This is a genomic window from Sphingobium sp. TKS (genome assembly GCF_001563265.1).
GTDB lineage: Bacteria > Pseudomonadota > Alphaproteobacteria > Sphingomonadales > Sphingomonadaceae > Sphingobium.
Map to the genome: position 1 here is coordinate 50,402 of NZ_CP005088.1, position 25,537 is coordinate 75,938.

24 protein-coding genes and 2 pseudogenes are annotated in these 25,537 nt (G+C 62.0%); 14 read left to right on the plus strand and 12 right to left on the minus strand.

Features of this window, described 5'->3' with window-relative positions:
• Window positions 1–86: 86 nt before the first annotated feature.
• A pseudogene (locus K426_RS29200) lies at window positions 87–1,874 on the minus strand (Tn3 family transposase); the annotation flags it as partial.
• Window positions 1,875–1,992: 118 nt separating this feature from the next.
• On the opposite strand from K426_RS29200, the gene istA reads away from it, so the two are divergent.
• Window positions 1,993–3,510 carry an IS21 family transposase gene (gene istA, locus K426_RS29205; protein ID WP_015449228.1) on the plus strand — a complete coding sequence of 506 codons (1,518 nt, stop codon included), beginning with the start codon at window positions 1,993–1,995 and terminating at the stop codon, window positions 3,508–3,510.
• Entirely contained in the window at window positions 3,497–4,225 is a 729-nt protein-coding gene (istB, locus tag K426_RS29210) for an IS21-like element helper ATPase IstB (protein WP_015449229.1), read from the plus strand. The genes istA and istB overlap by 14 nt, the downstream gene beginning before the upstream one ends.
• A gap of 216 nt (window positions 4,226–4,441) precedes the next feature.
• On the opposite strand, the pseudogene K426_RS29215 reads toward istB, so the two are convergent.
• Window positions 4,442–5,572, minus strand: a pseudogene (locus tag K426_RS29215) (DUF4158 domain-containing protein); the annotation flags it as partial.
• A 489-nt stretch (window positions 5,573–6,061) separates the two neighbouring features.
• On the opposite strand from K426_RS29215, the gene K426_RS29220 reads away from it, so the two are divergent.
• Window positions 6,062–6,973 (plus strand): replication initiation protein, encoded by a 912-nt coding sequence (locus tag K426_RS29220; RefSeq protein ID WP_015460618.1) that lies wholly within the window; start codon window positions 6,062–6,064, stop codon window positions 6,971–6,973.
• Window positions 6,974–7,029: 56 nt separating this feature from the next.
• Here K426_RS29220 and K426_RS29225 read toward each other — a convergent pair whose 3' ends face one another.
• Both K426_RS29225 and K426_RS29230 read right to left on the minus strand, forming a co-directional pair.
• A complete protein-coding gene (locus tag K426_RS29225) occupies window positions 7,030–7,311 on the minus strand; it encodes a hypothetical protein (RefSeq protein ID WP_015460617.1) in 282 nt (93 codons plus the stop codon).
• Window positions 7,312–7,336: 25 nt separating this feature from the next.
• A complete protein-coding gene (locus K426_RS29230; RefSeq protein WP_015460616.1) occupies window positions 7,337–7,972 on the minus strand; it encodes an AAA family ATPase in 636 nt (211 codons plus the stop codon).
• 99 nt (window positions 7,973–8,071) lie between these two features.
• On the opposite strand from K426_RS29230, the gene K426_RS29235 reads away from it, so the two are divergent.
• Window positions 8,072–8,836 carry an IS6-like element IS6100 family transposase gene (locus K426_RS29235; RefSeq protein WP_001389365.1) on the plus strand — a complete coding sequence of 255 codons (765 nt, stop codon included), beginning with the start codon at window positions 8,072–8,074 and terminating at the stop codon, window positions 8,834–8,836.
• 18 nt (window positions 8,837–8,854) lie between these two features.
• On the opposite strand, the gene K426_RS29240 is transcribed toward K426_RS29235, so the two are convergent.
• The 6 genes from K426_RS29240 to K426_RS29260 form a co-directional block, all read right to left on the minus strand.
• A complete protein-coding gene (locus K426_RS29240; RefSeq protein WP_082749262.1) occupies window positions 8,855–9,826 on the minus strand; it encodes a metallophosphoesterase family protein in 972 nt (323 codons plus the stop codon).
• 353 nt (window positions 9,827–10,179) lie between these two features.
• Window positions 10,180–13,446 (minus strand): error-prone DNA polymerase, encoded by a 3,267-nt coding sequence (locus tag K426_RS29245; RefSeq protein ID WP_025547079.1) that lies wholly within the window; start codon window positions 13,444–13,446, stop codon window positions 10,180–10,182.
• A 257-nt stretch (window positions 13,447–13,703) separates the two neighbouring features.
• A complete protein-coding gene (locus K426_RS29250) occupies window positions 13,704–14,045 on the minus strand; it encodes a hypothetical protein (protein WP_025547078.1) in 342 nt (113 codons plus the stop codon).
• Between the two features lie 25 nt (window positions 14,046–14,070).
• Window positions 14,071–14,232, minus strand: coding sequence for a DUF6771 family protein (locus tag K426_RS32035; RefSeq protein WP_162195970.1), 162 nt, complete (start codon window positions 14,230–14,232; stop codon window positions 14,071–14,073).
• A gap of 63 nt (window positions 14,233–14,295) precedes the next feature.
• Window positions 14,296–15,816 (minus strand): Y-family DNA polymerase, encoded by a 1,521-nt coding sequence (locus K426_RS29255; protein ID WP_025547077.1) that lies wholly within the window; start codon window positions 15,814–15,816, stop codon window positions 14,296–14,298.
• Window positions 15,731–16,492: an ImuA family protein gene (locus tag K426_RS29260; RefSeq protein WP_025547075.1), complete on the minus strand. Its 762-nt coding sequence runs from the start codon at window positions 16,490–16,492 to the stop codon at window positions 15,731–15,733. Before K426_RS29260 ends, K426_RS29255 begins: the two co-directional genes overlap by 86 nt.
• Window positions 16,493–16,620: 128 nt before the next feature.
• Here K426_RS29260 and K426_RS31985 point away from each other — a divergent pair, with 128 nt between their 5' ends.
• Genes K426_RS31985 through K426_RS29270 form a run of 4 tightly spaced genes read left to right on the plus strand, consistent with a single transcriptional unit; the run spans window position 16,621 to window position 17,656 of the window.
• Entirely contained in the window at window positions 16,621–16,782 is a 162-nt protein-coding gene (locus K426_RS31985) for a hypothetical protein (protein WP_157846831.1), read from the plus strand.
• A complete protein-coding gene (locus K426_RS31715; protein ID WP_128830664.1) occupies window positions 16,776–16,967 on the plus strand; it encodes a hypothetical protein in 192 nt (63 codons plus the stop codon). Before K426_RS31985 ends, K426_RS31715 begins: the two co-directional genes overlap by 7 nt.
• Window positions 16,954–17,289, plus strand: coding sequence for a hypothetical protein (locus tag K426_RS29265; protein ID WP_066564805.1), 336 nt, complete (start codon window positions 16,954–16,956; stop codon window positions 17,287–17,289). The genes K426_RS31715 and K426_RS29265 overlap by 14 nt, the downstream gene beginning before the upstream one ends.
• 4 nt (window positions 17,290–17,293) lie before the next feature.
• The gene (locus K426_RS29270; protein WP_066564803.1) at window positions 17,294–17,656 is read left to right on the plus strand and encodes a hypothetical protein; all 363 of its coding nucleotides are present in this window, start codon (window positions 17,294–17,296) and stop codon (window positions 17,654–17,656) included.
• Window positions 17,657–18,060: 404 nt separating this feature from the next.
• Here K426_RS29270 and K426_RS29275 read toward each other — a convergent pair whose 3' ends face one another.
• Entirely contained in the window at window positions 18,061–18,321 is a 261-nt protein-coding gene (locus K426_RS29275; protein WP_145907848.1) for a hypothetical protein, read from the minus strand.
• Between the two features lie 74 nt (window positions 18,322–18,395).
• On the opposite strand from K426_RS29275, the gene K426_RS32270 reads away from it, so the two are divergent.
• The 5 genes from K426_RS32270 to K426_RS29300 all read left to right on the plus strand — a co-directional run bounded on the left by K426_RS32270 (window position 18,396) and on the right by K426_RS29300 (window position 20,932).
• Window positions 18,396–18,548, plus strand: coding sequence for a hypothetical protein (locus K426_RS32270; RefSeq protein WP_162854653.1), 153 nt, complete (start codon window positions 18,396–18,398; stop codon window positions 18,546–18,548).
• Window positions 18,549–18,577: 29 nt separating this feature from the next.
• Window positions 18,578–19,237 carry an SOS response-associated peptidase family protein gene (locus K426_RS29285; RefSeq protein ID WP_066564798.1) on the plus strand — a complete coding sequence of 220 codons (660 nt, stop codon included), beginning with the start codon at window positions 18,578–18,580 and terminating at the stop codon, window positions 19,235–19,237.
• Window positions 19,238–19,484: 247 nt separating this feature from the next.
• Complete coding sequence (locus K426_RS29290; RefSeq protein ID WP_066564796.1) at window positions 19,485–20,135, plus strand: SOS response-associated peptidase; 651 nt, start codon at window positions 19,485–19,487, stop codon at window positions 20,133–20,135.
• A complete protein-coding gene (locus K426_RS29295; protein ID WP_237230242.1) occupies window positions 20,087–20,326 on the plus strand; it encodes a DUF6961 family protein in 240 nt (79 codons plus the stop codon). Before K426_RS29290 ends, K426_RS29295 begins: the two co-directional genes overlap by 49 nt.
• Window positions 20,327–20,509: 183 nt before the next feature.
• Window positions 20,510–20,932 carry an HIRAN domain-containing protein gene (locus K426_RS29300; protein WP_082749261.1) on the plus strand — a complete coding sequence of 141 codons (423 nt, stop codon included), beginning with the start codon at window positions 20,510–20,512 and terminating at the stop codon, window positions 20,930–20,932.
• Window positions 20,933–20,993: 61 nt separating this feature from the next.
• On the opposite strand, the gene K426_RS29305 is transcribed toward K426_RS29300, so the two are convergent.
• Entirely contained in the window at window positions 20,994–21,587 is a 594-nt protein-coding gene (locus K426_RS29305; RefSeq protein WP_013039114.1) for a recombinase family protein, read from the minus strand.
• A 139-nt stretch (window positions 21,588–21,726) separates the two neighbouring features.
• Between K426_RS29305 and K426_RS29310 the strand changes: the two genes are divergently transcribed.
• Window positions 21,727–24,684 (plus strand): Tn3 family transposase, encoded by a 2,958-nt coding sequence (locus tag K426_RS29310; protein ID WP_011627729.1) that lies wholly within the window; start codon window positions 21,727–21,729, stop codon window positions 24,682–24,684.
• Window positions 24,685–25,537: the final 853 nt, after the last annotated feature.

A 25,537-nucleotide genomic window follows, 5' to 3' on the forward strand; every position in this document is an offset into this window, starting at 1 on the left:
AACCACCCTTTTGTGACATGTCGTATATGTCACTTCCGATCGTCACGTTCGGGTGCACCCAAATGGTGCGAGCGGAAAGGCCCCGGTCAGGCAGCAAGCCGCCCAAAATCGATCCGGCTATTCAGATCGAGGTCGAAGCGGCCATAAGGATTGACGTGGCTGTAAATCAGCGGTGTGAGGCCGCGATAATCATCCGGCGTCATCCGGCCCGTCCATTTCGGTTCCACCAGCACGCTCTGAAGCATTCGGGTGTTCACATAGACAAGCGACGCTTGCAGCAAATGTAGCGCCAGGACCGAGAGCTGCTGCTCATCGATGCGGTTAGTGGCGATCTCGCCGCCCTTGCCGAAGAAAACGAACCCATTGGCACTGTTCCAGTTTTCAACGACATTCAGGCCTTCATGAATTTCGCGGCGGAAGGACTCCTCGCGCAGATACCGGCACAGGAAGATCGTCTTGACCGCGCGGCCCAGCTCACTCAACGCCTTGTAGGTCGGGTGCATCACCTCGGAGCGGCTAAACCGGCGCAGGATCGCCTCCGGGTCGGCGGTTTTTGTCTGCATCGCGGCTGCATATTTGACCATCTCGTCATATTGCTGCTCGATCTCATCCCAGTTGATCGGACTGGAGAGGATCGGCTGCAAGTGGGGAAGCCGCGTTCGCATGCCGACATCGGGAAGAGCCAGCTTCTGGCGAGCGATCGCTTTCAGGCGGGGTGCAAGCTCAAATCCGAGAAGCCGGCAAAATGCAAAGCCAACCGCGCTTTGGCCATGACTATCAACATATTGTCGCTGGATTTCCATGTCGGTGCAATGGCGCAGCACGCCCTCGATCATGGAGGCGACCTCGGAGGAAGAGCAGCGCTTGAGCTGGGAATAGACGCATGTCGCGCGTCGTTCGACATGCCAGTAGATCATGACGCCCCGTCCACCATAACGCGCATGCCATTCCGTCATCAGGTTGCGATCCCAGGCTCCGAACTTTGTGGAATCTGACGCACAGGCCGTGCCGGCGTCCCCCCAGACTGCAGCATTGCGGATTGCCAGGGTCGCATTCGCAACCCTGGCACACGCCTCCTTGAGCGCCGCGGCATGAACGAAGCGGCGATGGACATGCAGCAGCTCTTCATAGCTGACATCGGGGGTGGCGCCGGCGATCCGCTTGAGCCCGGCATTCGTTCCCAGGCCGTAGAGGCATAGCAGGAGACGTTGATCCAGCGCGGTTTTCGGCAGTGCAACACGCGAGGCCGATGTTTCGAACGCTTCGAGAAGTCCCGTATCAAGGGCAGCCTCCTTCAGTACGTCGAGCAGCCCGGTCATCGGCCAGCGTTGGCCGATCTCGGTCTTGATCGAGGCGAGACCCCTGGGTTCGGGCAAGGGTTTGAACGGGGTGAGAGATATACGGTTCTCGCCGCGCCACAGCAGCCGAACCTTGTCGTTCCGGGGAATATTGGCATTGAGGAGCAACAGTTCCTGAGCAAGCTCTTCCCGGATGGCGCTTGAAAATGCACGCGCATCCGCCGTCAGGTTCAATCCTGTGTAATATGCTTCTCGCCGCGCATCGAAGTCCTTGGGAAGATCGTCATCGGGATTGCGGTATCGGTCCGCCCCGACAACCCAGATTTCCTTAGAACGGATGCGATCGCGCAGTTGCGCGAGGACACAAAGCTCATAACTGATCCGGTTTACGCGCCCCTCTTCATCAATGACGGAACTGCGCCATCTCGCCGGAATGACCTCGTCGACCGGCACTGCGTGCGGCGGCACGTAGCGGCATCCATCATCCACTTTGCTTCTGATCCAGTCCAGGGCCGCCAGCACCGGACGCCACACGGCGTTGTTCGACCGGAACTCCAGTGCCGAAAGCAGGCTTGGCTGTGGAGCGGCGTGCAAAATTGACCCCCTTAGCGGGGTGATCGGCGTCTAAAATTGACCCCCATCATTCCAGAGTGTGAGGCGTCGCGGCTTGGGCTTCCAGGCGGCGAGGACGGGGATGTTGATTGTGGAGACTATTGCCAAGATACGCAGGGAGCACAGGGACGGTAAGCCGATCAAAGAGATTGCGCGTGATTTACGGTTGTCGCGCAACACGGTGCGCAAGGCGATCCGTGCTCCGGAGGCGGATTTCAGCTACGAGAGGAAGGAGCAGCATCGTCCGCAGACCGGTCCATTTCGCGAACGGTTAGATGAGTTGCTGGCGGAGAACGAAGAGCGCCCCCGGCGCGAGCGACTGCGGCTGACGCGGATTCATGATCTGCTGGAACGTGAGGGGTTCACCGGCTCCTACGATGCGGTGCGGCGCTATGCGGCCCGCTGGAAGCAGGAGCGCCACGCCGGTGGCAGCGGGGATATGAGCAAGGTGTTCATCCCGCTCATGTTCCGGCCTGGCGAGGCCTACCAGTTTGATTGGAGCCACGAGGACGTGGAGATCGCCGGCAAGCCGATGCGGGTTAAGGTGGCGCATATGCGGCTATGCTGGTCGCGGGCGCCCTTTGTGCGGGCTTATCCGCGTGAGACCCAGGAGATGGTGTTTGACGCCCATGCCAGGGGCTTTGCTTTTCTCGGCGGGGTGCCGACGCGCGGCATCTACGACAACATGAAGACCGCGGTGACGACGGTGTTCACTGGCAAGGAGCGGGTGTTCAACCGGCGCTTCCTGATCATGACGGATCATTATGGCGTTGAGCCGGTGGCCTGTAGCCCGGCGGCAGGCTGGGAGAAGGGACAGGTCGAGAACCAGGTCCAGACCGGCAGGGAACGGCTGTTCAAGCCACGTCTGCGGTTTGCCAGCATGGAAGAGTTGAACGCATGGCTGGAGGCCGAGTGTCGCCGATGGGCCGAGCGCTATGCCCATCCGGATATGGAAGATATGACCATCGCCCAGGCACTGGAGATGGAACGACCCTCCCTACAGCCGCTCACCACGCCTTTTGACGGCTTCTTCGAGAGCGAACATGTGGCGAGCTCGACCTGCCTCGTCAGCTTCGATCGCAACCGTTACTCGGTCATGGCCGTTGCTGCCCGGCATGCGGTGCAACTGCGCGCCTATGCCGACCGGGTCGTCATCCGTTGTGCCGGCAAGGTGGTCGCCGAGCATGCCCGCCTGTTCGGCCGCAATCAGACGAAGTTCGATCCCTGGCACTATCTGCCGGTCCTGATCCGCAAGCCAGGCGCATTGCGCAACGGCGCTCCCTTCCAGGACTGGGATCTTCCGCCGGCCCTGGCCCAGCTGCGCCGCAAGCTGGGCAAAAGCGATGACGCAGACCGACGCTTTGTACGGGTACTGGCAGCGGTGCCCGAGGATGGCCTGGAGGCAGTCGAAGCTGCCGTGCGCGAAGCCATGGCGGCGGGCACGGCCAATGACGAGGTCATTCTCAACATCCTGTCGCGCCGACGCGAACCACAGCCTGTGCAGGCGATCAATGTTGTCGTCGATCTCAGGCTCAAGCATCCGCCCATTGCCGATTGCGCGCGCTACGATACGGTGCGAGGCCTCAATGCAGCGGCATGAGATGTTGGCAGCCCTCAAGGGGCTGGGCCTGAAGGGCATGATCGCCGCGTTCGACGATGCCGTCACCAATGGCATCCGCCGTGACCGGACCGCCATGGAGATGCTTGGCGATCTGCTACGCGCCGAAACGGCCCACCGTGAAGCCGCCTCGATCCGGTATCGCATGACTGCGGCCAGGCTGCCGGCCATCAAGGATCTCGACGGCTTTGTCTTCGCCGACACACCGATCAACGAGAGCCTGGTGCGTTCGCTCCATGCCGGCTCGTTCCTGCCGGAACGGCGCAATATCGTGCTGGTTGGTGGCACCGGCACCGGCAAGACGCATCTCGCGCTCGCCATCACCGCTGCGGTGGTCCGCGCCGGGGCCAGGGGCCGGTTCTTCAATACCGTCGATCTGGTCAATCGTCTGGAGGAAGAAACCCGGCAGGCCAAGGCCGGCAGCCTGGCCGCCCAGATGGCCCGCCTGGACGTCGTGGTTCTGGACGAGCTCGGGTATCTGCCGTTCGCCCGGTCAGGAGGCCAGATGCTGTTCCATCTGATCAGCAAACTCTACGAAAAGACCTCGGTGATCATCACCACCAATCTCGCCTTCGGCGAATGGCCTAGCGTCTTCCAGGATGCCAAAATGACGACGGCGCTGCTGGACCGTGTCACGCATCATTGCGACATCATCGAAACCGGCAACGACAGCTGGCGGTTCAAAAACCGAAGCTAAGAGACGGGAAAAACCCCTTCCCCCGGACCCCCATCCCCGGCGGTTACCCCGGTGGGTCCACAGGTACCTCCCGCGGACGCCGCCGCCAGCGCTCCTGACGGCGCGCGTCGGCGTCCGCGGGTCCCTCCTATGGACTACCGGGATAACCGCCGGAACTCACGAAAAAGGGGGTCAATGTTGGGCGCCGATAGGGGGTCAACTTTGCGCGCCGGTTGACAGGCTTGGCAGCATACGGCGATAATGATTGGCCCATGACCTCCGCATCACCTTGTAGATCCGCCGATCCAAGGCGCCCTTTGCCTGGCTTTCCTTGATGATCGCCGCCAGTTTGTCCTTGCCGGCGATTGGGAAAATGACATCGCAGATGCGCCCGGATGGATCGTCGATCGAAGCGCTGGCAATCTCGACCAGGAGTCGCTCCTTGCCATAGACCCGCTCGATGTCTTTCGCGATATCGCCCACCACCTTGCGTTTCGAGCGCGATCCGATCTTATGGACCGTCTCGATCAGCAGGTCGACCATCGCATCCGTAAGCTGAGCTTCCCGCGCCATCAGATAAACGGCATAGAGCCCGAGCTGGCGCGCCGGTACATGCCGGCGCATCTCCGAGGCTTTCTCGCCGGCAACCCGGCGAACGATCTGATCGACCCATGCCTTGCCCGTGACCGATAGGAAATCTCGGGGAAGAGCAAGCCGTTGGATAAAGGCGAGTTTGGCGGTCACGCCAAGAATGTTTTCGAGCGTCGCCTGACCTGCATCCCCCTTCATCGTGTTGAAGCCGGTCGGGCCATCGGGATCGGCGAGCGAGGCTTCCAGCAAGGCGACCGCATCCGGCGCAAGCCGATCGCGGACTCGGGCCAACAGGGCCTCCAGATAGAGGTGTCGTTGCGAACGGACGAGGCGTTCCAGCTCCTTGCGCGACGGCCCATAGATACGGCGGTCGCGGCACCACAGGAAAACATGCTCGAGCATGGCATTGATCGGCTGCCCGCCCGCACAAAGATCGTCGGAAATCCACCTCGACAACGCCCTGCGATCCGTCTGCGTCATACGGCGGAACCCGAGATGCCGCAAAATCTCCGCGCAATGCCGGCGGGCGGTGCGCCCGGAAAAATCATAGTGGTTCACGGATTTGGCATCGAGACCAAGTTGCTCCGCCAGATACAAGACACCGTCGGAGGGTATCGACGCATGATCCGGCACAAAGAAGCCATGCCCGGCGAAAAATCTAAGCTGAACCGCCAATCCCAGTCGTGCCGTCTCCGCTTTGCCGGTCACGAACGCGATGTCCGAAAAACTCAGGCTCCAGGAGCCGATCAGATCCCCACTCGAAACGCCAAGGCTCATAACGCCGCTCCCTTATCGGAGCGGAACGTCGTTCCTCGCATGGGCGATCGTCAACAACAACCAGCCCGTTCCCGACGTGTTCTCCAAGATGACCAAAATCGCAGCTTCGGGCCGACTGGGCCTTCTTCGGGTCTGACGATGCGGCGAGTTCGGAGTTATCCACAGGCAGGGCTACCCTAAAACTCACCTAAAACTCACCGTTCGCGTTCTGATTCAAAGATTCTTCTTAGATTCAAGATTCAGGGTGCCTCAAACCCGCAGAAAACCAAGAAAAATTGCCCCGAAAAGTGAGTTTTGGGGTCGAGTCGCGTGAGTGTTGGGGTAGCCTTCGGTGAGTTTTGGGGTCGGTAAAAGTGAGTTTTGGGGTCGAGTCCGGTGAGTGTTGGGGTAGCCGCCAAATCAACGGTGAGGTTTGGGGTATCCCCTCCCCACCCTCCATCGGGGAGCTTTAGGAATTGCCTAGCTCACCGTTGCTGCTAAAGTGAGGACATGACTCGCGCAAGCTCACCTGTAAATAACGGAAAGGCAAAGATTGCCCTAGGCGATGATACCGCCCTCACCCTCTCGCAAAAGGGGCGCGGAAACCCGTTCGATCCCGCCAATTACGGGGAAATCGTCAAACCCGGCGAGCTGGTCGATATTGTCGAGCTGTCCCCCCTCACCCTCGCCGATCGCCGAATCTACAATCTGCTGATTGCCAACGCCTGGGAGCGGATCAGCGAGCCGGTCATTCACCGCATCGCCAAAACCGCGCTCAAGGGCACGCACCAAGGCAACGAGCGCATAGAAAGCTCGCTGCTGCGCCTGATGGGCACAATCGCCATCGTCACGATCCGCAAGGGCGGCAAGAGCTACAAGCGCCGCGTTCAGCTTCTCGGCTCCAGCGACGAAAGCCTCGAAAAAGACGGCTTCCTGCATTACCGCATCCCCGAAGAACTGATTGAGATTTTGCGTAACAGCGAGGTCTATGCGCGACTTAAGACGCAAGTGATGTATTGTTTCGAGTCGAAATACGCGCTGTGCCTCTATGAAATGATCGAACGCCGTATCGGCCTCGAATATAAGCAAAGCGAAGAGTTCACGATTGCGGAGCTACGCGGCCTGCTCAACGTGCCGGAAGGCAAGTTGGAACGGTTCGCTGATTTCAACAAATACTGCCTCAAGGTCGCCCAGGAGGAAATCAACAAGCTCTGCCCCTTCTGGGTCGAGTTCACCCCGATCAAGAAGGGGCGCAAGGTCGAGCGGGTTTCTATGATGTGGCTCCCGAAAACCATGAGCGGCCGTCGTGACGCGCAAAACCTGATCGACCAACATAGCATCGTCCGCCGCGCCAAACTGCGCGGCGATATACCCGAAATGCCGGTGCTGGTGGATTTCAGCGCGCCCGCCGCCCAAAGGTGAACCCCTACCCCAAAACTCACTTTTCGCGCGCCGGGGCCGCCTCGCCCTAGCCGGCCCTACCCCTCGCCGGCATCGAGCGCACGGCTCACCGTGAACTGTATCCATGCGCTGCGGCTGATCCCGCGCCGCTTGGCCGCTGCATCGACCTTCGCCAGCAACGCGCGATCGAAACGGAGCATCACCGGCGACTTGCGCGGCTCGGCCCCCTGCCCCGCCTCGTCGGCCTCGGTCGCGATCGGCTCGGCCTTCGGCTTGGCCGCCCCGGCAATGAAGGCATCGGCCGCCGCCTCATCCATCGGCGACTTGGGCTTGCTGTTCGGTTTACGAGCGATAGCCATCGAAATTCACTCCGCTATCATTATGCTATACAAATACCGCGCTGACCAATGCGGCCAGCTCGTCGATCGCCTTGGCGTCACGCGGCGATTGCTCCCCTACCGCCCTGCCCTCGGCCGCCGCGTTCGGGAACGCCTTGCGCCGCACTATCGACGTGGGCAGCACCTCGATCCCCTCAATGTCGCCGATCATTTCCAAGGCGGCCTCATTGTCGGCCCCTTGCGCGTCCGCGCCGTTCAGCACGGCGACGGCGCGCAAGCCCTCGTTGATCTCGCGCGCCTCGGCCACCAGCGCCGCAACCTGGTCAAGCGCCCACACGTCGAAGCTGCGCGGCTGCACCGGCACCAGCAACGTGTCAGCCACGGTGAGCGCGGCGCGCAGCGAGCCGGTATCACGGCCGCCCACGTCAATGATAATATCGTCATATTTGGCCGCGAGCTGGCGGACCTGGCTGCGAAGCGCCGCGCCGGTGAGCGCAACGGCGGTATAGCCAGCTTGCCCAAGTCGATCGGCGCGCAGCTCGGTAAAGGTGAGGGCGGTCCCCTGCTCGTCGCCGTCCACCAGCAAGAGGTCGCGGCCCGCAAGCGCGCGCGCCACCGCGAGGTTGACGGCAAGGGTCGTCTTGCCGACACCGCCCTTAGTGTTTCCGACTGCCAATATCATTCTGCTCTCGCTCCGCTGGCAATATGGTTGCGCTGTAGGGCTCTGTTGCAAAAATCGTGAAGCTTGAGCATGCTTGGCGGAGATTGGACGGACGGAACGATGACGGATTTCAAGTGGCGCCATTTCCAGGGTGATGTGATCCTGTGGGCGGTGCGCTGGTATTGTCGCTATCCGATCAGCTATCGCGACCTTGAGGAAATGCTGGCGGAACGCGGCATTTCGGTCGACCATACGACGATCTATCGCTGGGTCCAGTGCTACGCCCCGGAGATGGAGAAGCGGCTGCGCTGGTTCTGGCGGCGTGGCTTTGATCCGAGCTGGCGCCTGGATGAAACCTACGTCAAGGTGCGGGGCAAGTGGACCTACCTGTACCGGGCAGTCGACAAGCGGGGCGACACGATCGATTTCTACCTGTCGCCGACCCGCAGCGCCAAGGCAGCGAAGCGGTTCCTGGGCAAGGCCCTGCGAGGCCTGAAGCACTGGGAAAAGCCTGCCACGCTCAATACCGACAAAGCGCCGAGCTATGGTGCAGCGATCACCGAATTGAAGCGCGAAGGAAAGCTGGACCGGGAGACGGCCCACCGGCAGGTGAAGTATCTCAATAACGTGATCGAGGCCGATCACGGAAAGCTCAAGATACTGATCAAGCCGGTGCGCGGTTTCAAATCGATCCCCACGGCCTATGCCACGATCAAGGGATTCGAAGTCATGCGAGCCCTGCGCAAAGGACAGGCTCGCCCCTGGTGCCTGCAGCCCGGCATCAGGGGCGAGGTGCGCCTTGTGGAGAGAGCTTTTGGCATTGGGCCCTCGGCGCTGACGGAGGCCATGGGCATGCTCAACCACCATTTCGCAGCAGCCGCCTGATCGGCGCAGAGCGACAGCCTACCTCTGACTGCCGCCAATCTTTGCAACAGAGCCTTCTATTATATTGAACCCGTCCTCAGCGGCGGGCGCGGAGATACAGACAAGTGCGTCACCGCCCGGAACGGAGAGCACTTCGACCGGGTCGGTGTGGATATGGCCATGCAGGTACAATATTGGCCTTCCGGCTTCCATTAACGAGGCGCGAACCGCTCCAGAGTTGACAAGTTCGGTATAGGGGGCAAGGCGGGTCATGCGCTGAGGGAGCAGGTTGTGATGAGCGACCACGACCAACTGTTCCTCCCGGGGCATCTTACCAGCAGTCTCTACGAGATGCGCTATGCTGTTGTCGGAGAACGCCGGTGTGTCAAACTGGCGGTCGTAGTATGCGCTCAGGACCTTTGGATCACCCGCCGCGATCGCAGCCTCGATTGCAGGCCCCACACTATCACGAAACTCCGCAGGGATGTATTCAACCGCTCCACATCCCCAGCAGCTGTTCATTAATACGACCGCGCACGTCGCATCGGATGGCCCCACATGGCGGATGAGCGATTGCTCGACCGGGATCTGCTCCAATCCGACGGCGCTCAATGCGGCATTGAGCGGGCCGAATTTTGCCGTCATGCTCGGCTTTTTCGCCAAGTTGCGATCAATGTCGTGATTTCCCGGCACGATACCGCAGAAGGTCAACGCGTTGCGACGCCCCTTGCCCAGTTGCAATGCGTTTGCAACGTAAGCCGCGCCCGCCCTATAGCCGTCCAACTTACCAAAGTCGGTCATGTCTCCCATGAGCAGAATTCCATCAATCTCCTCTGCCTCGCACATTCGATAGATGCGCTTGAAGACAGTCTTGATGGGTTGACGAGAAATGACGTTGCGCAGCTCAACTGAGAAAGTACGGTCCTTTTGGTCCACCGACCTTTCAGTGCGAGCAGCCGACGGCAGATGCAGATCGCCAATCTGCAGCAACCTGACGCGCGGTAACCCCAATGTCTATCCCCCGATATTCAACGCTTTAACCTCTTACAGAATTCACCGTGTGCTGCAAGGTGACGCGGGCGAGCATGGCAATCACGTTACACGGCTGTCACTCTCCACACATCCATCCTCACTCCGACGAACACGGCGACCGCCAGCGATCAACCTTTCTACCATTGCTTCGCAGGAAGCCCTTTATACGGCCATCCGAAAGCTCAGGCGACTTGAATGAGCACGTTCGGGCTCTCAACTTTCTATGAGCTGTGAACGGCAGCTTTCTTGATTTGGTGTTTCCTAAGCCGACATTCGGGTACGTCCCCGAGTTTCCAAAAATCTGCTGTGCCTGAAGCCTTTCCGCGATAGCTTCAATGGAAATTTCTGCTCTTTATCAATGGCCGGTCGCGGACCTGATCGATGTGCAGATCTCTCACGAGGATGTCCCGTGGGTTGGGCGGACCAGCCAAAACCGCCCCAGTGTCAGGACCGACGTGGCTGAGCGCTCTGTCGTCTGGACCGAGTGAGGAAGGGCCAGCTTCCCATCTCTGACCCAGCGAACCCAGCAACGGCGACAAGTCGATGAGCTTCTTCGCGATCACATGGACAACCTCGCCCTCACGTTGCACCTGCCCATAGAGTCCCATCATCCGCGCCCCCATGACGATCCGCCGGTTCTGCTCGAACATGCGCGGCCAGATGATGAGATTGGCGATCCCGCTCTCATCCTCGATGGTGATGAACATGACGCCCTTGGCCGATCCCGGCCGCTGCCGGACCAGCACCAGTCCGGCCAGCCAGATATAGCGCCCGTCTTTGGTGCGATCGAGCGCACTGCAAGGCACCATCTTCTGCCGCAGCAATTCCTCGCGCAGGAACGACACCGGATGCTGCCGGAGGGTGAGGCCGACATGGCCATAATCCTCGACCACCTCCCTCCCCTCGCTCATCGGCCGCAGCGCGACGGGCTGCTCGACAATTTCCTGGACGAGCCCGTTCTCCCGCGCGTCAGCGGCAGCAAACAGTGGCAATTGCTCGTCGCGCAGCGCCTTGATCGCCCAAAGCGCCTCCCGCCGCGCCAGGCGCATCGACCCGCGAAACGCATCGGCTTCCGCCAGCCGGTTCAGCGAGCCTATCCCTACCCCGACCCGACGCCATAGCTCCTCTACGCTGACAAACGGTTCATCCGCCCGCGCCACGATGATCCGAGCGGCGTCAGCCTCTTTCAGCCCCGTGACCATCCGCATGCCGAGCCGCACCGCGAACCGATCCCCATCCGCCGGCTCCAGCGTACAATCCCAGCGGGAAGCATTGATGCAGACCGGCCGCACTTCCACCCGGTGCGCGCGGGCATCGGCCACGATCTGTGCCGGTGCATAAAAGCCCATGGGTTGGGCATTCAGCAGGCTCGCACAGAAAATCTCAGGATGCCAGCATTTGAGCCAGCAGGACGCATAGGCGATCAGCGCGAACGACGCCGCATGGCTTTCCGGGAACCCATAACTGCCAAAGCCCTCGAGCTGCCCGAAGGTCTTCTCGGCAAACTCCGCCGTGTAACCGCGCTCGACCATGCCGCTCACCAGCTTTTCCTTGAATTTCGAGACGCCGCCGGTGAACTTGAACGTCGCCATGGCGCGCCGCAGCTGGTCGGCCTCGGATGCGGTGAACCCTGCGCATTCGATCGCGACCCGCATCGCCTGTTCCTGGAACAGCGGCACGCCCAGCGTCTTGCCCAGCACCTTTTCCAGTTCGGGCTTGGGGTATTCGACCTTCTCCTTGCCCGCCCGGCGGCGCAGATAGGGATGGACCATATCCCCCTGGATGGGGCCGGGCCTTACGATCGCCACCTCGATCACCAGATCATAGAAAGTGCGCGGCTTGATATGCGGGAGCATCGCCATCTGCGCCCGGCTCTCGATCTGGAAGGCGCCCAGCGTGTCGGCGGCGCGGATCATCGCATAGGTGCGCGGATCCTCGGGCGGGATCGAAGCCAGGTCCATGCGGATTCCCTTATGTTGTTCCAGAAAATCAAACCCGCGCTTCATCGCCGTCAGCATGCCCAGCGCCAGGCAATCGACCTTCATAAATTTGAGCGCATCGATATCATCCTTGTCCCATTCGATCACCTGCCGGTCCGCCATGGCCGCTGGTTCGATCGGCACCAGCTCATCAAGCCGGTCATGGGTCAGGACAAAGCCGCCGGGATGCTGCGACAAATGCCGCGGCGTGCCGATCAGTTCGCGCGCAAGATCGAGCGCCAGACGCAACCGCCGGTCGGAGAGATTGAGATTGAGCTCCTCGGCATGGCGCTCCTGCACGCCCTCCTCGCTCCACCCCCAGACCTGCCCGGAAAGCGCCTTGATCAGATCTTCCGACAGGCCCAGCGCCTTGCCGACATCCTTGATCGCGCCCTTGGCGCGGTAGCGGATGACGGTCGAACAAAGCGCGCTATGGTCGCGGCCATAGGTGTCGAACACCCATTGCATGACGATCTCGCGCCGCTCATGCTCGAAGTCGACGTCGATATCGGGCGGCTCCTTCCGCTCCTGGCTGATGAACCGCTCGAACAGCAGGTCGGAACGTTCGGGGTCGATCGAGGTGATGCCCAGGACATAGCAGACCGCACTGTTGGCGGCCGATCCCCGCCCCTGGCAGAGAATGTCCCGGCTGCGTGCGAAGCGGACGATGGAGTTCACCGTCAGAAAATAGGGCGCATAGCCAAGCTCTGCGATCAGCCCCAGTTCGTGGCGCAGCAGGCGCGCGACCTTGTCAGGCACGCCCTCGGGATAGCGGACCTTGGCCGCCTCCCAGCTCATCTGCTCCAGCGCCGCCTGCGGCGTCAGGCCCGTTATGCTGGCTTCTTCCGGATATTGATATTTGAGCTCGTCGAGCGAGAAGCGGCAGCGGTCGGCAATTTCGAGCGTCCGCGCCAGCGCCTGGGGATAGCGACCGTAGAGACGGTGCATTTCCGCAGCCGGCATCAAATAGCGGTCGGCATACAGTTCGCGGCGGGCGCCGAGTTCATCGATCGTGCAGCGATGACGGGTGCAGGTCATCACCTCCTGGAGCACCCGGCGGTGCGGATGATGATAGAGAACATCGCCGGTGATCACCGTCGGCACCGCATGCCGTGCGGCCAGGTTGGAGAGATTGTGCAGCCGCAGTTGATCGCCCGGCCGCCGGCGCAGCGTCAGCGCCAGATAGCCTCGTCCGGCAAAGATCCTGGCGAAGCGCGAAATCACGGCTTGCGCCTCCTCCACCTCGCCGGGCAGCAATATGGCGAGCAGCCCTTCGGCAAAATCCGCGACATCGTCCCAGCCGATGATGCACTTGCCCTTCCCGCCCCGCTTTTTGCCGCGGCTGAGCAACCGGCAGAGATGGGCATAGCCGGATCGGTCGATGGGATAGACCAGCAGCGACTGACCTTCGGCAAGATCGAGCCGGCAACCGACGATCAACCGGACGCCGGTGACCTTTGCTGCCTCATGAGCGCGCACGATTCCGGCCAGGCTGTTACGATCGGTAATGGCGAGGGCGTCGAGGCCACAGGCTTCCGCCTGGGTGAACAGCTCCTCGCAGCTCGATGCCCCGCGCAGGAAGGAGAAATGCGAGGCGCATTGGAGTTCAGCATATCGCATGGCGGCACCTGCCGATTCTCACATCATAGCGCATATGTTCGCTATTTGTTCCAATGGGCAGAGAGTCAACGGGCACGGCGGTCACTCCGCCAATTTGAGCGCGATGCTGCCGCTGTCGGCACCATCGGTCCAGGATAAAAGGATCCCCGCCGGAGCCTAACTCAACGGCGGGGCCGAGGTTGAGGGGAGATGTCGCTCCAAGAGTGGGGCGACAAGCTGAAGCTATGCCTTTTCCGTAGCAATTCAAGATGGATTCGTCACCGATCTGAACCGGAAGGCTGGTCGATATGGCAATCCTGCCAGCCCCAGTCACCGCGCTGGACAAAGGCGACATAGTCATCGTCGAGGATCAGCGTCGCGTCCCCGTTGCGAAAATGCTGACCCAGCGACGAAGGCTTGCGGACGAGCACCAGCTCGCTGTCGGCCAGTTGCACATGCGCCTGCCGACCTTCGATCCTAAGCCCAAAGCTGCGGCCCTGCGCGCACACGACACGTAGAGCTTTGTGATGATCGACAGCTTGAGCCGCCGAAGATCCCATCAGCATAAGGATAGCGAGGAGAGGAAGCGCAGGCACGGCAATCTCCACGGCACGCATCATCCCAGGCTCCAACGAATCTGCGCCCCTAATCCTCCGCGGGCGCGCCGGTTCCATTGGCCAGCGCGTTAGCGATCGTCGTCGCAAGGATCTCCTCCGCTTGCGCGCGCACGCCCGCATCCTTGGAGGCAAGGTCATTGCGCAACCATTGCGGCGCGCGCTCCGTGGCGCGCAGAATCTGGTCCTTCACTTTTTCGTCCATTTCAAAGGCCTATGATCAACCCACATTGGCAGGGCAACAGGGCATTGGTGTTCAGCCAAAAAGCCCATGCAGGAACCAGCCCTGTCCGCCGGTCGCGCTGTCCATGCCGTCACCCTGTCGGAACACCCAGTAGCGCGCGCCTGTTTCATCCTCGAGAAGGAAATAATCCCGGACGCTGAGCCACTCCGCTTCGCTCATATGCCATTCGCCATAGATGCGTTCCGGGCCATCGGCCCGCTTCACCCGCCGCCGGATGCCGCGCCAGATAAAATGGACCGGAGGATGATCGGGAAGCAGCGCCATGGTGTCGATCGGTTCAGGCCGCGCGAACAGCCGCGCCGGGCGCGGCCAGCGCTCGGGCCAGCGGAGCAGCGTCGGATCGGCCATGGGCGCGATCCTGGTCACCGACCGTTCGGGGATATCGCTCTCCCGCGCGGCATAGCGATAGAGCCGCTCCTCCCCTACCCTGTTGCCCAATATGTCGACCAGCGCGGCCACATCGGGCACCGGCACATCGCCAAGGTTGGAGATGGTGCGGAAACGCAAAGGCTCGACCGCCGGCGCCGCCAGCAACATGCGCTCCACCCCGAACCCCGGATCGACCGTCTCGATCCGGTCGCAGAGCAGTCGCCCCATCTGCTTGCGGTCCCGGCTGGGCCTTGCAAGCCCGGCACGGATCGCCTCGATCCCATTGTCGACGCGATGGAAACGCAGGTCGAGTCGGCGGGCGCCCACCCCCGCCTCCTCCAACTGCTGGCAGAGCTGGTCCACCAGCTTGTGCGTGTAGCGCGCCAGCGTCTCGGGCGCGCCGATCGGTTCGGCAAAACGCCGCTCGACCTCGATGCGCTCGGGCGCGGCAATGGGCTCGAAGGGTTCCGATGCCCGACCATAGGCCTGGTCGAGCCGTTGGCCCGGCTTGGACCCGAACCGCAGCGCGAGCGAGGCGCGCGGCATGGCCTCCAGATCGGCAATGGTTTCGAGGCCGAGCTTGCTGAGCGACATTATCGTGGCACGGTCGAGGCGTAGCGCGGCAAGCGGAAGATCGCCAATGGCATCGGCCAGTTCCAGCGGGTCGACCACACGAAAGGGGTCAGCGCCATAACGCGCCAATGCATGGGCAGCGCCATAGGCCGGCGCGCAGACGGCGCGTCCCGCCGTTTCCACTTCGGCCAGGCGCTTCAATATGTCGCGCAACACTCCCATAGCTCCCCCATGAGCATGGTCCGCGCCGGTGATGTCGAGCATCAGCCCATCGGGCGGATCGAGCGCGATGATCGGGGCGTAGCGGCGGAGCGACCAGATGGCGAGTCGCTCCAGCGCCTGCCTATCCGCCTCCAGGTCTGCGTCCATGATGAGCAGATCGGGCACCAGCGCCTGCGCCTGGGTCGCGGCCATGCCCGCATGGAGCCCGATCGCGCGCGCGGCCGCATTCGCCGCGGTGAGCACGCGGCGATTACCCTCCATGCCGACCAGGACGAGCGCCGCGTCAGGAGGCGGCGCGTTCCGCCCAAGCCTGCGACGCAGCCGATCGGTCGGCCAGGTCGGCAGGAAGAGCGAGACAACCTGTCGCATCACATGCTTCCACCAGAAAATCAGCGCTCTCGCCCGCGCGGCAGCGGATGAGTTCGACGAACCAGCGATGCCGCCCGACACCCGGCACCGGCAGCAACTCAGAGGGAACCGCCGTCACCCGCCAGCGCGTCGCCGCAGCCGTCGGCTGCCCAAGGTCCGAGGCTTCGGCCGATCGCCGCCAGCGGCGCACCGCGATACCGATCGTGCCGGTGCTTTCCGCCGCCAGTTGCAATCGCCGCGAGGCGGTCATCGACAGCCGCGCGACCTCGGCCACCACGCCACCCAGACCACCATGGCGCAGCCCCTCCTCGAAACAGGAAAGCAGCGCGGTCTCGTCGCGGGCTTCCACATAGATGACCCGGTCGGGATCGAGCCCGGCTTGGGCGATGGCCGGGGCGAACAGATCGGCCTGGGTCATGCACCAGAGGATGCTGCCGCTGATCCGCCCGACAATGCCGGCTGCGAACAAGGCGGCCGCAGCGCCATCGGTCGCTCCCTGCGCGCCGCCCGCCACTTCGTGCAGCGCGCCCAGCGCCAGGCCGCCGCCCGGCAGCTTCGAATCGATCACCTCGATCCCGAACGGCAACACCGACCGCGCCCGGCGATCACCACCCTCGATCTCGGCGATTTTTGCGCGCAGCGCAGCGACATGGGGACGTGCCCCTCTTTCCGTCATGAAGGGCCTCCTATGACTCGGCGGTTGTTTGTTCCTTTTTTGTTCCAAAGGCGCTAAGAGTCAATGGGCCGGAGTCGCACCCCATCGAGGCAGTCGAGACTGGCCTGAAATCATCGAGGAGAATCGCGATGCAGCAACGTCGAAAGCTCAGTCTACGGCTTGGCGCCAAGTCGGCTGAGGCGCCAGAACAAGCGGACTTGTTTGAGACCCCCGGCACCGAATCGACGACACCGCCCGTCGATCCCCGCAAGGATCCGGCGCTCGTCGACGATGATGAGATTCCGTGGTGAAGCCAGAGGACCGGACCATGGACCATATCGATCATATCCGCGAGGCGGTGGCGCAAGCGCTGGAGAAGCGCGGCTTCGACAATCGCGCTTTCCTGCGCGAGATCCGCGAAGGCCGGCGCGATGATGGCCCCTATATGCTGGGCGCTTTAGCCTGGGACGAGCGCGTGAGACATGCAAACCCGTGATGGCATCACCCACGATCATGATCGGCAGACGACCTCCATCTTCGAGGCCGCCCATTGGGGCTATACGGTCAAGGTCGAATGCCGCTGCCGGCGGGTGGGCCTGTTCGAACCCCATGGCCTGTGGTGGAAATTCCACCGCAAAGGTTGGACCGATGATTTTCGCGACGCAGTCCGATGCTTCTACTGCACCAGCTGTTCGAAACGCTATGGTCGCAAGGTCCGCCCAGTCTCGATCGAAACCACCCGGCAACCGCTGCGGATCAAATTTCCCCCTCCCGATGAACGGGAATGGAAAAAGGCCGTGAGCCGACACAGAGGATGAAGCCATGAGCATCAAGGCCGTACCGGAAGAACTGTTCGATATTCCCGATAATCTCTCACCGGGCGAATATCGCCATGTTTGCGCCCAGATCGCGATCCAGGCGGTAACCCATGCCATGGGATCGCGCGAGGTGCAGGAAGGCCATGCCAGTATCGCCATGCCCATGCTGACCGAAGCCCTCGCCATGGGAATCGCGATGCTGATCACCGCGGACGACGATCAGCAAACCCCGCGCGACATGCGGCTATCGGGCGAGCATTTCGGCAAGATGATCGGCGGCTTTGCCGCGATCCTCAAAAATGGCGACGACACGACCGGGACCCAGCTCATGGCGATGCTCGGCGTCACCAAGACAAAACTCAATTGAATGATCGCGCTAACAATCGTTCCCTTTTTCAGTTGAACAATATGATCAATGAAATGGAACGCAGGGCAATAAATTTCGAGAATGAGCCGAATAGCTTTTGAAATGCTGTGTCATTCCGATATAACGGGCGCGTCCTTTATTGCCCGACAGCAAGACGGACGCGCCCTGCACCTATCCCTTGCGTGCAGGGCGCTTTCTATGCGGCAACGCTCACGCAAGCTTCCTGCGACTCCCTTGGTGCCCGGGAGATACAGCTATAATAATCATCGAAGTGAAACGATCCCTGAACGAGCACGAATAGCTGCCAACTCATGCTGGAGAATCGACGAACATCGTCGCACGCAGATCGATGGCTTCTCACCTTTCTGCTATGAATCCGTGACTTATCGCCTTCTTGATTTCGATCAGCACGATTTTGCCGGAACGGCATCACTTGCCGCCGGTTCTTCCCTCGTGTCGCTTCGGCACGCGAGAGGATGCAGATCATGGCAGACCAGAATAGAGACAATCAGATGGGCGGCGGCCAACAGGGCGGACAGCCCGGCCAGAAGCCCGACCAGCAGAATCAGCAGGACGAGCAGCGCCGCCAGCAGGGTGGCGGACAGCAGGAACGTCGCGACGACCAGGATCGCGGCTCTCAGCAGCGCTAACTGCACCCTCGTCACGAAGGAGGGCCGTCATTTTCATGGCGGCCCTTTTTCATGCTATATTTTCTGCCGACATGGCATGGAGGCAGACCATGGAGGATGCTCACAGGGCAGCGGCGCAGGTTGCCGCGCTGACCGACGCGCAGTTGATCGCCATTTGGGCCGGCATTCTCGACCCCGAGGAAATAACCGAGGAGCAGCAGGCCGTCATCGACGAGATGGAACGGCGAAACCTCGATTTCTGATAACAGCATGCAGAATCACAGGATAAGGCGTGTCGAGGCTTCACACCATCACCGTGGGCGCGGCGGAAGTCGCCAAATATTTTGGCGCCGACATGCCCGCACCCATCCCACCGGCCAAGGACATCACCGAGGGCGCGGAGGGGATGGTGGTGTTCGAGAATAAGGGGCGCCGCATTCTTCGTGCCGCGACCTGGGGTTTCCCGCGCCTCACCCGCGAAATGCGCGAACGGGGCGAAGAGCCAGGCCGCATCGGCCTTGTCGCCGATCTCACCAATCCGATGTGGGAGCAGATGGCGGTGGACACCCGCTATCGGTGCCTGATCGTGCTCACCCATTTCTCCAATCCCTCCGGCACGCCCGGTGCCATGACCCGCACTTGGTTTTCCGTGAAGGGGCAGCCGATCATGGCCTGGGCAGGCTTCTGCCGGAACCTGCCGGACCAGGGTCCGGTCTACGCCGGCATGACCATGACGGCCAATGCCGCCATTCCCCCGACCAACGACCGTATGCCGGTCCTCCTCGATCCAACCGACTATCAGCGCTGGCTCTATGGGTCGATCGAGGACGTGATCGCCTTTCAGTTCAGAGCGCCGTTCGCCGCCGAACGCATGATCGTCGAGCCGACCGAGGATTTGTGGCGCAGCGGCAAGGCGCCACCCAGCGGAGGCGCGCAACTAGCGCTGCTTTGAAGGGCCGATTGCGTTTGACGCAATCGCAAGCGGGCGCTTCGCATTTGCGGGTCGCGCCACCCGGTGCCACATGCGCCCTGCCTTTCAGGCATCCTCTCCTAAAACTCAGAAGGCCGGTCTTTGGATCGGCCATTTTTTTGGCTCTCCGCTGCTGATCCCTCCGGTCGACAGATGCCCCCTGCATTGCGCAAACGCGTGCGTGTGATCGGCAGTTTTCTTGAGGTGTCGCCGGTGTTAGCTTGCGGCCATGTGCAATCTTTTCACGGTCCGCAAATCAGCCGCCGAAGTCGCCGCACATTTCGGCGTGCCCCTGCCGGTCACCCAGTTCAACGCGCCCGAAGAGGTCTATCCCGGATATCCCGGCATGGTCGTCCGCGAGCAGGATGGCGCTCGCGTCCTGCAGAGCATGACATGGGGCTGGCCAGTGCGCCTCAAGGGTATGAAGCCTGAATCCAAGCCCAAACCCGTCAACAATATCGCGGATCTGCGCAAATCCTTCTGGAGCGGCGCTGCACGCAAGCCAGAGTCTCGGTGCTTGATCCCGGTCACCCATTTCGCGGAAGCCGAAGGGTCGAAAGGCGCCAAGACCCGAACCTGGTTCTCGCTGCACGACCGGCCCATCTTTGCCTGGGCGGGCCTTTGGCGTGACAGCGCCGAGTGGGGACCGGTGTTCTCGGGAGCAATGACCGACTGCAATGAGGCGATCCGCCCGATCCACGATCGAATGCCGGTCCTGCTTCATGAGGCTGAATATGACCAGTGGCTCCACGGCAGCTTCGATGACATCTGCGCTTTTCAGGAGCGCTGCTTCCCTGACGAACTGATCGCCATGGAGCGGACGAGCGAGCCATGGAACAAGCCGCGCGCCTCGGCATCCACTGCCGCGACGTTGCTGTGACGGCGGAGCTGGAACGCTGGGCCGAAGCCCTCGCCATCGAGCGTCGCTTTGGCGAACAGGCGACCCAGCATATTGCCGAACGCATCACCGCGCTCGCGGTAGCAGGCGACGATGCGGGAGTGGCCCGCTGGATCGCGATCGCCGACCGCTTCGATCAGCTTCGGGATCGTCCAGATGGGCTCCTCCAATAATATGTGACAGTCCGATTGGAACGGGTTGAGGAATGGCAAGCTCGCAATCTGTCGGCAACCATCCGGTGCAGGCGCTCGAAGGCCTTCCACGAAGCTGCGGCCGGAATGGCGCTAATCCGGCGATCGCCCTGCCCAATGCGTGGCCGCTGGACAGAATCAGCCGGCGGCACATAGACGATCGACATGCCCCAGGAACTCAGCCTCGTCGTCGTTGGCGCGTTGCACCCCAATGCCGATGGATCGAACCGGCTCTTTGAAATACGGATGCTCAATCCTGGTGATGCCATTCGACTGGAACTCGATCCCACAAACAAGGCCGATCCCAGCGCTGTATCGGTGCATTCGGCTCGCGGGTATCAGATCGGCTATCTAAGTGCGGATCGCTGTGGATGGGTCGGAGGCAAAATCCGACAGGGCCAGGATATACGCGCGATCTTCCAGCAGGCGACCAGGGATGGCGCGGTGATCCGCGTCCATCTCGATGGGCAGGAGCCCACTCTGCCTCCGCCGCCAATTGAGCCGGTGGCGCCGAAACTCGGCGCACCGATCTACGAGGGTGATCCAGATTCCGGATTTTGGCCCGATTATATCCCGCCCGACGAATAATCACGCCTCGCGAAATCAGCTTGTCAAAGGGGTGACTGCACGAAAGTGACTTATCTGCACGCTAAGAGCGAACGGACCGGGAACGCTGGGACTTTGTGTTCTTCTCCGTGGCTTCGAGGGCTTTGTAGAGGGCGGTTTTGCCGATCTTGAGGCGCGCGGCGGCCTCGCGAACTGTGAGGCCGGAAGCGATATGTTCGCGCGCCTTGCGGAGCTTGTCAGGTGTGACCACTGGCCGCCGCCCACCGGGGCGACCTCGCTCGCGAGCGGCCTTGAGGCCTGCATGGGTGCGCTCCCGGATCAGATCGCGCTCAAACTGGGCAAGCGAGCCGAAGATGTTGAACACCAGCATCCCGCCCGAAGTGGTGGTGTCGATGTTCTCGGTGAGCGAGCGGAACCCGATACCTCGCGTCGCTAGCTCGCCGACCTTCTCAATCAGATGGCTCATCGAGCGCCCAAGACGGTCGAGTTTCCAAACCACCAGCGTGTCGCCGCTGCGCAGATAGGCGAGCGCCTCGGCCAGGCCGGGCCGATCGGCTTTTGCACCAGATGCGTGATCGTCGAATATCCGGTCGCACCCGGCCGCGTTCAGCGCGTCGAGCTGGAGTGAGAGCTTCTGGTCTGCCGTCGAGACGCGCGCATAGCCGATCAACGCCACATGCAGCCCAATCCTGTCCGTTTTCCCATCATTATCTGATCTTGTCCGAATCGCCGTTATAGGTCCAGAGTTAACGGACATATTCCTGCTGGCCGCCAGAGGACCGTCTGACGGACAAGGACGCGGAAGGAGATAGTGCTTGGCGAGACGGCGACTGGTGAGCGCGGAAATCTGGGCAGGGCATTATGGCGCGCCGCTCGATGAGCGCGAGATTGCGCGGCACTATACGCTGACCGGTGACGACCTGGAAATTGTCGGCCGCCGTCGCGGCGATGCCACCCGGCTCGGCTACGCGATGCTCCTACTCTATATGAGATGGCCTGGCCGTGCGCTGGAAGCGGGTGAAGTCCCGCCCGCTCCTGTGCTCGCCTATGTGGCGCAGCAACTCGGCGTCGCGCCCGAAGCCTTCGCGGACTATGCCCATCGGGACCAGACCCGTCGCGAACATCTCGTTGAAATCCGACGATCGCACGGGTTCAGGATTTTCGACCGCAAGGCTTTCCACGAAGTTGTCGCATTCTCGATCCCGATCGCACAGACCATCGTCCACCCCGGCCAGATGGCGGGGGTCATCGTTGACGAACTTCGGCGCCGGCAGATCCTCCTGCCTTCTTCATCGGTTCTCGAAGCGGTACTCCGGCGTGCTCGCCAGCAGGCCGAACAGCTTACCTATGAAGTGCTCACGAACGGCCTGCGGCCCGATACGCTGCAGGGGCTGGACGATCTGCTGGCCCGACGAACAGGGCAAGCCGCGACATGGCTATCCTGGCTGCGCAATGCACCACAGTCGCCGGCAGCGCGCAACATCCTACGCCTGATCGAACGGCTCACTCATATCCGCGCGCTGGATCTCGATCGCGCCCGTGCCGACATGATCCCGGCTTTGACTTTTGACAGGCTGGCGGACGAAGGCAGCCGGATCACACCCCAGCACCTTGGCGAACTCAATGCCCTGCGCCGCCATGCGACGCTGGCGGCGCAGGGCATCCGTCTTGAGGAAAGCCTGACCGATGCCACCCTGACGATGTTCGACAAGCTGTTGGGCAGCATGTCGCGTCGCGCCGAGAACCGGACCCGTGACAAAGCCCTCAAGACGGTGCGCGAGTTGCAAGGCCATCTCCGGACGCTCACAGGGTCTTGCCGCATTCTCATCGAAGCGCGCACCAACGGTGTGGACTCTCTGGCGCAGATCGAGGCGCTGGATTGGCAGCGCTTCGCCGTGGCGGTCGCGCGGGCCGAAGTACTCGGGCGACCGGAAACCGTCGATCGCACCGCTGAATTGATCGAGCGGCATCGCACGGTGAAGCTCTTTGCCGGTGCCTTTCTCAACACCTTCGAATTTCGCGGCGCCGGTGCGGTGCAGGGACTCCTGTCGGCGCTTACCATCATCGCGGAGCTATACCGGACCGGCAAACGGCGCTTGCCTGATCGCGTGCCGCTGCGCTTTGTGCCCTCCGCATGGCGGCCGTTCGTCCTGCGGGACGGCATCGTCGATCGCGCCGCCTATGAACTATGCGCCTTGTCCCAGCTACGGGAGCGGTTGCGAGCGGGAGACATATGGGTCTCGGGAAGCCGCCAGTTCCGCGATTTCGATAGCTACCTCATCCCGCCGGCCACCTTCGACGCGCTTCGCGAGAAGGGGCCGTTGCCGCTCGCCATCGAAACGGACTTCGATCGTCATATCGAGGAAAGGCGCGCCAGGCTCGACACGGCGATCGAACAGGTGACGGTCCTCGCCCGACAGGGCGAGCTGCCCCAGGTCAGGCTTGACGAAAGCGGCCTTATCATCTCGCCGCTGAAAGCGGCAACGCCACCCGCCACCGAGATTGCCCGTCGCGCTGCCTATGACCGACTGCCGCGCGTGAAGATCACCGATCTCCTGCTTGAGGTCGATGCCTGGACCGGGTTCAGCGAATGCTTCATCCATCGGCGTTCGGGCCGGGAGGCCGACGACCGCAATGCGCTGCTCACCGTCATCCTTGCCGATGGCATCAATCTCGGCCTCACACGCATGGCGGAAACCTGCCGAGGCGCAAGCCTGCGCCAGCTCGCCCATCTCCACGACTGGCACATCAGCGAGGCCGCCTATGGTGAAGCGCTGGGAAGGCTGATCGACGCCCATCGCGCCATGCCGCTCGCCGCGCTGTGGGGAGACGGCACCACCTCGTCGAGCGACGGACAGCAATTCCATGCCGGGGGCCGTGGCGCCGCAATCGGCGACATCAACGCGCGCAGCGGCAACGAACCGGGCGTTGCCTTCTACACCCATGTCTCGGATCGATATGACCCCTTCGCGACCCGGGTAATCGCGGCGACCGCCGGCGAAGCTCCCTATGTGCTGGATGGCTTGCTGTATCAGCAGACCGGCCTGACAATCGAGGAGCACTACACCGATACAGGCGGTGCATCGGACCATGTGTTCGGCCTTATGCCCTTCTTCGGCTACCGCTTCGCGCCGCGCCTGCGCGACATCAAGCAGCGTCGTTTGCACCTCCTTCCCGGCCAGGAAGCCGGCCCCTTGCTTGCCGGCATGACGGCCGAACCGATCGCATTGGGTCATGTCGCGGCGCATTGGGATGAACTGCTGCGGTTCGCCACATCGATACGCACCGGCACCGCCACCGCTTCGGCGATGCTTCGCCGCCTGTCCGCCTATCCGCGACAGAACGGACTGGCCCTCGCGATGCGCGAGCTGGGCCGCCTCGAACGCTCGATCTTCATGCTCGACTGGCTGCGCGACATTGATCTGCGCCGGCGTACCCAGGCGGGCCTCAACAAGGGCGAGGCCCGCAACGCGCTCGCACGCGCGCTCTTCTTCAACCAGCTCGGCGAATTGCGTGATCGGCGGTTCGAGAACCAGACCTATCGCGCCTCCGGCCTCAACCTGCTCGTCGCCGCCATCATCCTGTGGAACACCCGCTATCTCGAAGTGGCGCTGGCTGATATCGGCACGCCCGACGAAATCGCACGTCACGTCGCGCCATTGGGCTGGGAACATATCTCGCTCACCGGCGACTATAGCTGGAATGTTGAAGATCGGCCCGATCCGGATGTCCTGCGGCCACTGCGCGCCATCAGTTCGTTGCTCGCCGCGTAACGTTCACCATACGTTCGCGCTTAGCGTGCGGATGCGTCACTTTCGTGTAGTCACCCCATAAAACGCACTTCCGTGTCGTCGCGCGCGATCGTGCGAGGATCTAGCTTCCAAAAAATCGGCCGCCTAGGAAGCCCGTAGAGCGGCATCGGGCGCTCGACCTCTCCAACCCTGCCGAACGCTCAGAATGACGCCCAGCGGCCCGGAAATCGCCCCTGCCGCGACGTTTCCGCCTCCCCTGCCCTCTCGGCTTGATCGCTGCCCTATCCGCCTGGCTTTTCTGGAAAGCCAATTGCGACGGTGCCGCTGGCGCTGTGGTCGCGGCAGGGGCGCAGCGTTTAAACGATCCCTAATCCAACAAAAAGCGTGCCGGCGAAGCCGGCTCATCATGGGGGATGCCGGGTGGGAGGATCGCAAAGCGATCCGGGGCGGCCGCAGGCCGCGAGCCGGCGGGGGCGAAGCCCCCAAGAGGCGGCGCTTTTCTTCCCTCTGACCGTGCTTCAAGCACTGCGCCAGTGAGTCGCGCTGCCTCTGTCCCGATTTCCGGGACAGGTTGTCCGATCTGGCGGGATGCTGGTGGGTGAAACCACGTCGCGGCAAAAGTTATCCACAGGGCGGCCTAGTGTTAATATATGGGTTAAAGAGTCGTGTTACGGGATTTTGGCGTCTCCGTAAGATACTGAATATAATAGTGAAATCGGCCATTTTTTGGCCTTGGGCGTCAACGGAACCCCGAATCCGGTGACTCCAGAACCCCGAATCTGCGTCAACGAAACCCCGAATCGTCGGCGAGCGTCAATGAAACCCCGAACTTTTTCGTTGCGTCAATGAAACCCCGAATCTACGGTGGCCGTCA

What these genes read in the sequence shown, in the direction of transcription:
- istA (WP_015449228.1), top strand. Translation starts at nt 1,993, where the DNA reads ATGTTGATTGTGGAGACTATTGCCAAGATACGCAGGGAGCACAGGGAC.
- istB (WP_015449229.1), top strand. Translation starts at nt 3,497, where the DNA reads ATGCAGCGGCATGAGATGTTGGCAGCCCTCAAGGGGCTGGGCCTGAAG.
- K426_RS29220 (WP_015460618.1), top strand. Translation starts at nt 6,062, where the DNA reads ATGACTCGCGCAAGCTCACCTGTAAATAACGGAAAGGCAAAGATTGCC.
- K426_RS29225 (WP_015460617.1), bottom strand. Translation starts at nt 7,311, where the DNA reads ATGGCTATCGCTCGTAAACCGAACAGCAAGCCCAAGTCGCCGATGGAT.
- K426_RS29230 (WP_015460616.1), bottom strand. Translation starts at nt 7,972, where the DNA reads ATGATATTGGCAGTCGGAAACACTAAGGGCGGTGTCGGCAAGACGACC.
- K426_RS29235 (WP_001389365.1), top strand. Translation starts at nt 8,072, where the DNA reads ATGACGGATTTCAAGTGGCGCCATTTCCAGGGTGATGTGATCCTGTGG.
- K426_RS29245 (WP_025547079.1), bottom strand. Translation starts at nt 13,446, where the DNA reads ATGCGATATGCTGAACTCCAATGCGCCTCGCATTTCTCCTTCCTGCGC.
- K426_RS29250 (WP_025547078.1), bottom strand. Translation starts at nt 14,045, where the DNA reads ATGATGCGTGCCGTGGAGATTGCCGTGCCTGCGCTTCCTCTCCTCGCT.
- K426_RS29255 (WP_025547077.1), bottom strand. Translation starts at nt 15,816, where the DNA reads ATGCGACAGGTTGTCTCGCTCTTCCTGCCGACCTGGCCGACCGATCGG.
- K426_RS29260 (WP_025547075.1), bottom strand. Translation starts at nt 16,492, where the DNA reads ATGACGGAAAGAGGGGCACGTCCCCATGTCGCTGCGCTGCGCGCAAAA.
- K426_RS31985 (WP_157846831.1), top strand. Translation starts at nt 16,621, where the DNA reads ATGCAGCAACGTCGAAAGCTCAGTCTACGGCTTGGCGCCAAGTCGGCT.
- K426_RS29265 (WP_066564805.1), top strand. Translation starts at nt 16,954, where the DNA reads ATGCAAACCCGTGATGGCATCACCCACGATCATGATCGGCAGACGACC.
- K426_RS29270 (WP_066564803.1), top strand. Translation starts at nt 17,294, where the DNA reads ATGAGCATCAAGGCCGTACCGGAAGAACTGTTCGATATTCCCGATAAT.
- K426_RS32270 (WP_162854653.1), top strand. Translation starts at nt 18,396, where the DNA reads ATGGAGGATGCTCACAGGGCAGCGGCGCAGGTTGCCGCGCTGACCGAC.
- K426_RS29290 (WP_066564796.1), top strand. Translation starts at nt 19,485, where the DNA reads ATGTGCAATCTTTTCACGGTCCGCAAATCAGCCGCCGAAGTCGCCGCA.
- K426_RS29295 (WP_237230242.1), top strand. Translation starts at nt 20,087, where the DNA reads ATGGAACAAGCCGCGCGCCTCGGCATCCACTGCCGCGACGTTGCTGTG.
- K426_RS29300 (WP_082749261.1), top strand. Translation starts at nt 20,510, where the DNA reads ATGCCCCAGGAACTCAGCCTCGTCGTCGTTGGCGCGTTGCACCCCAAT.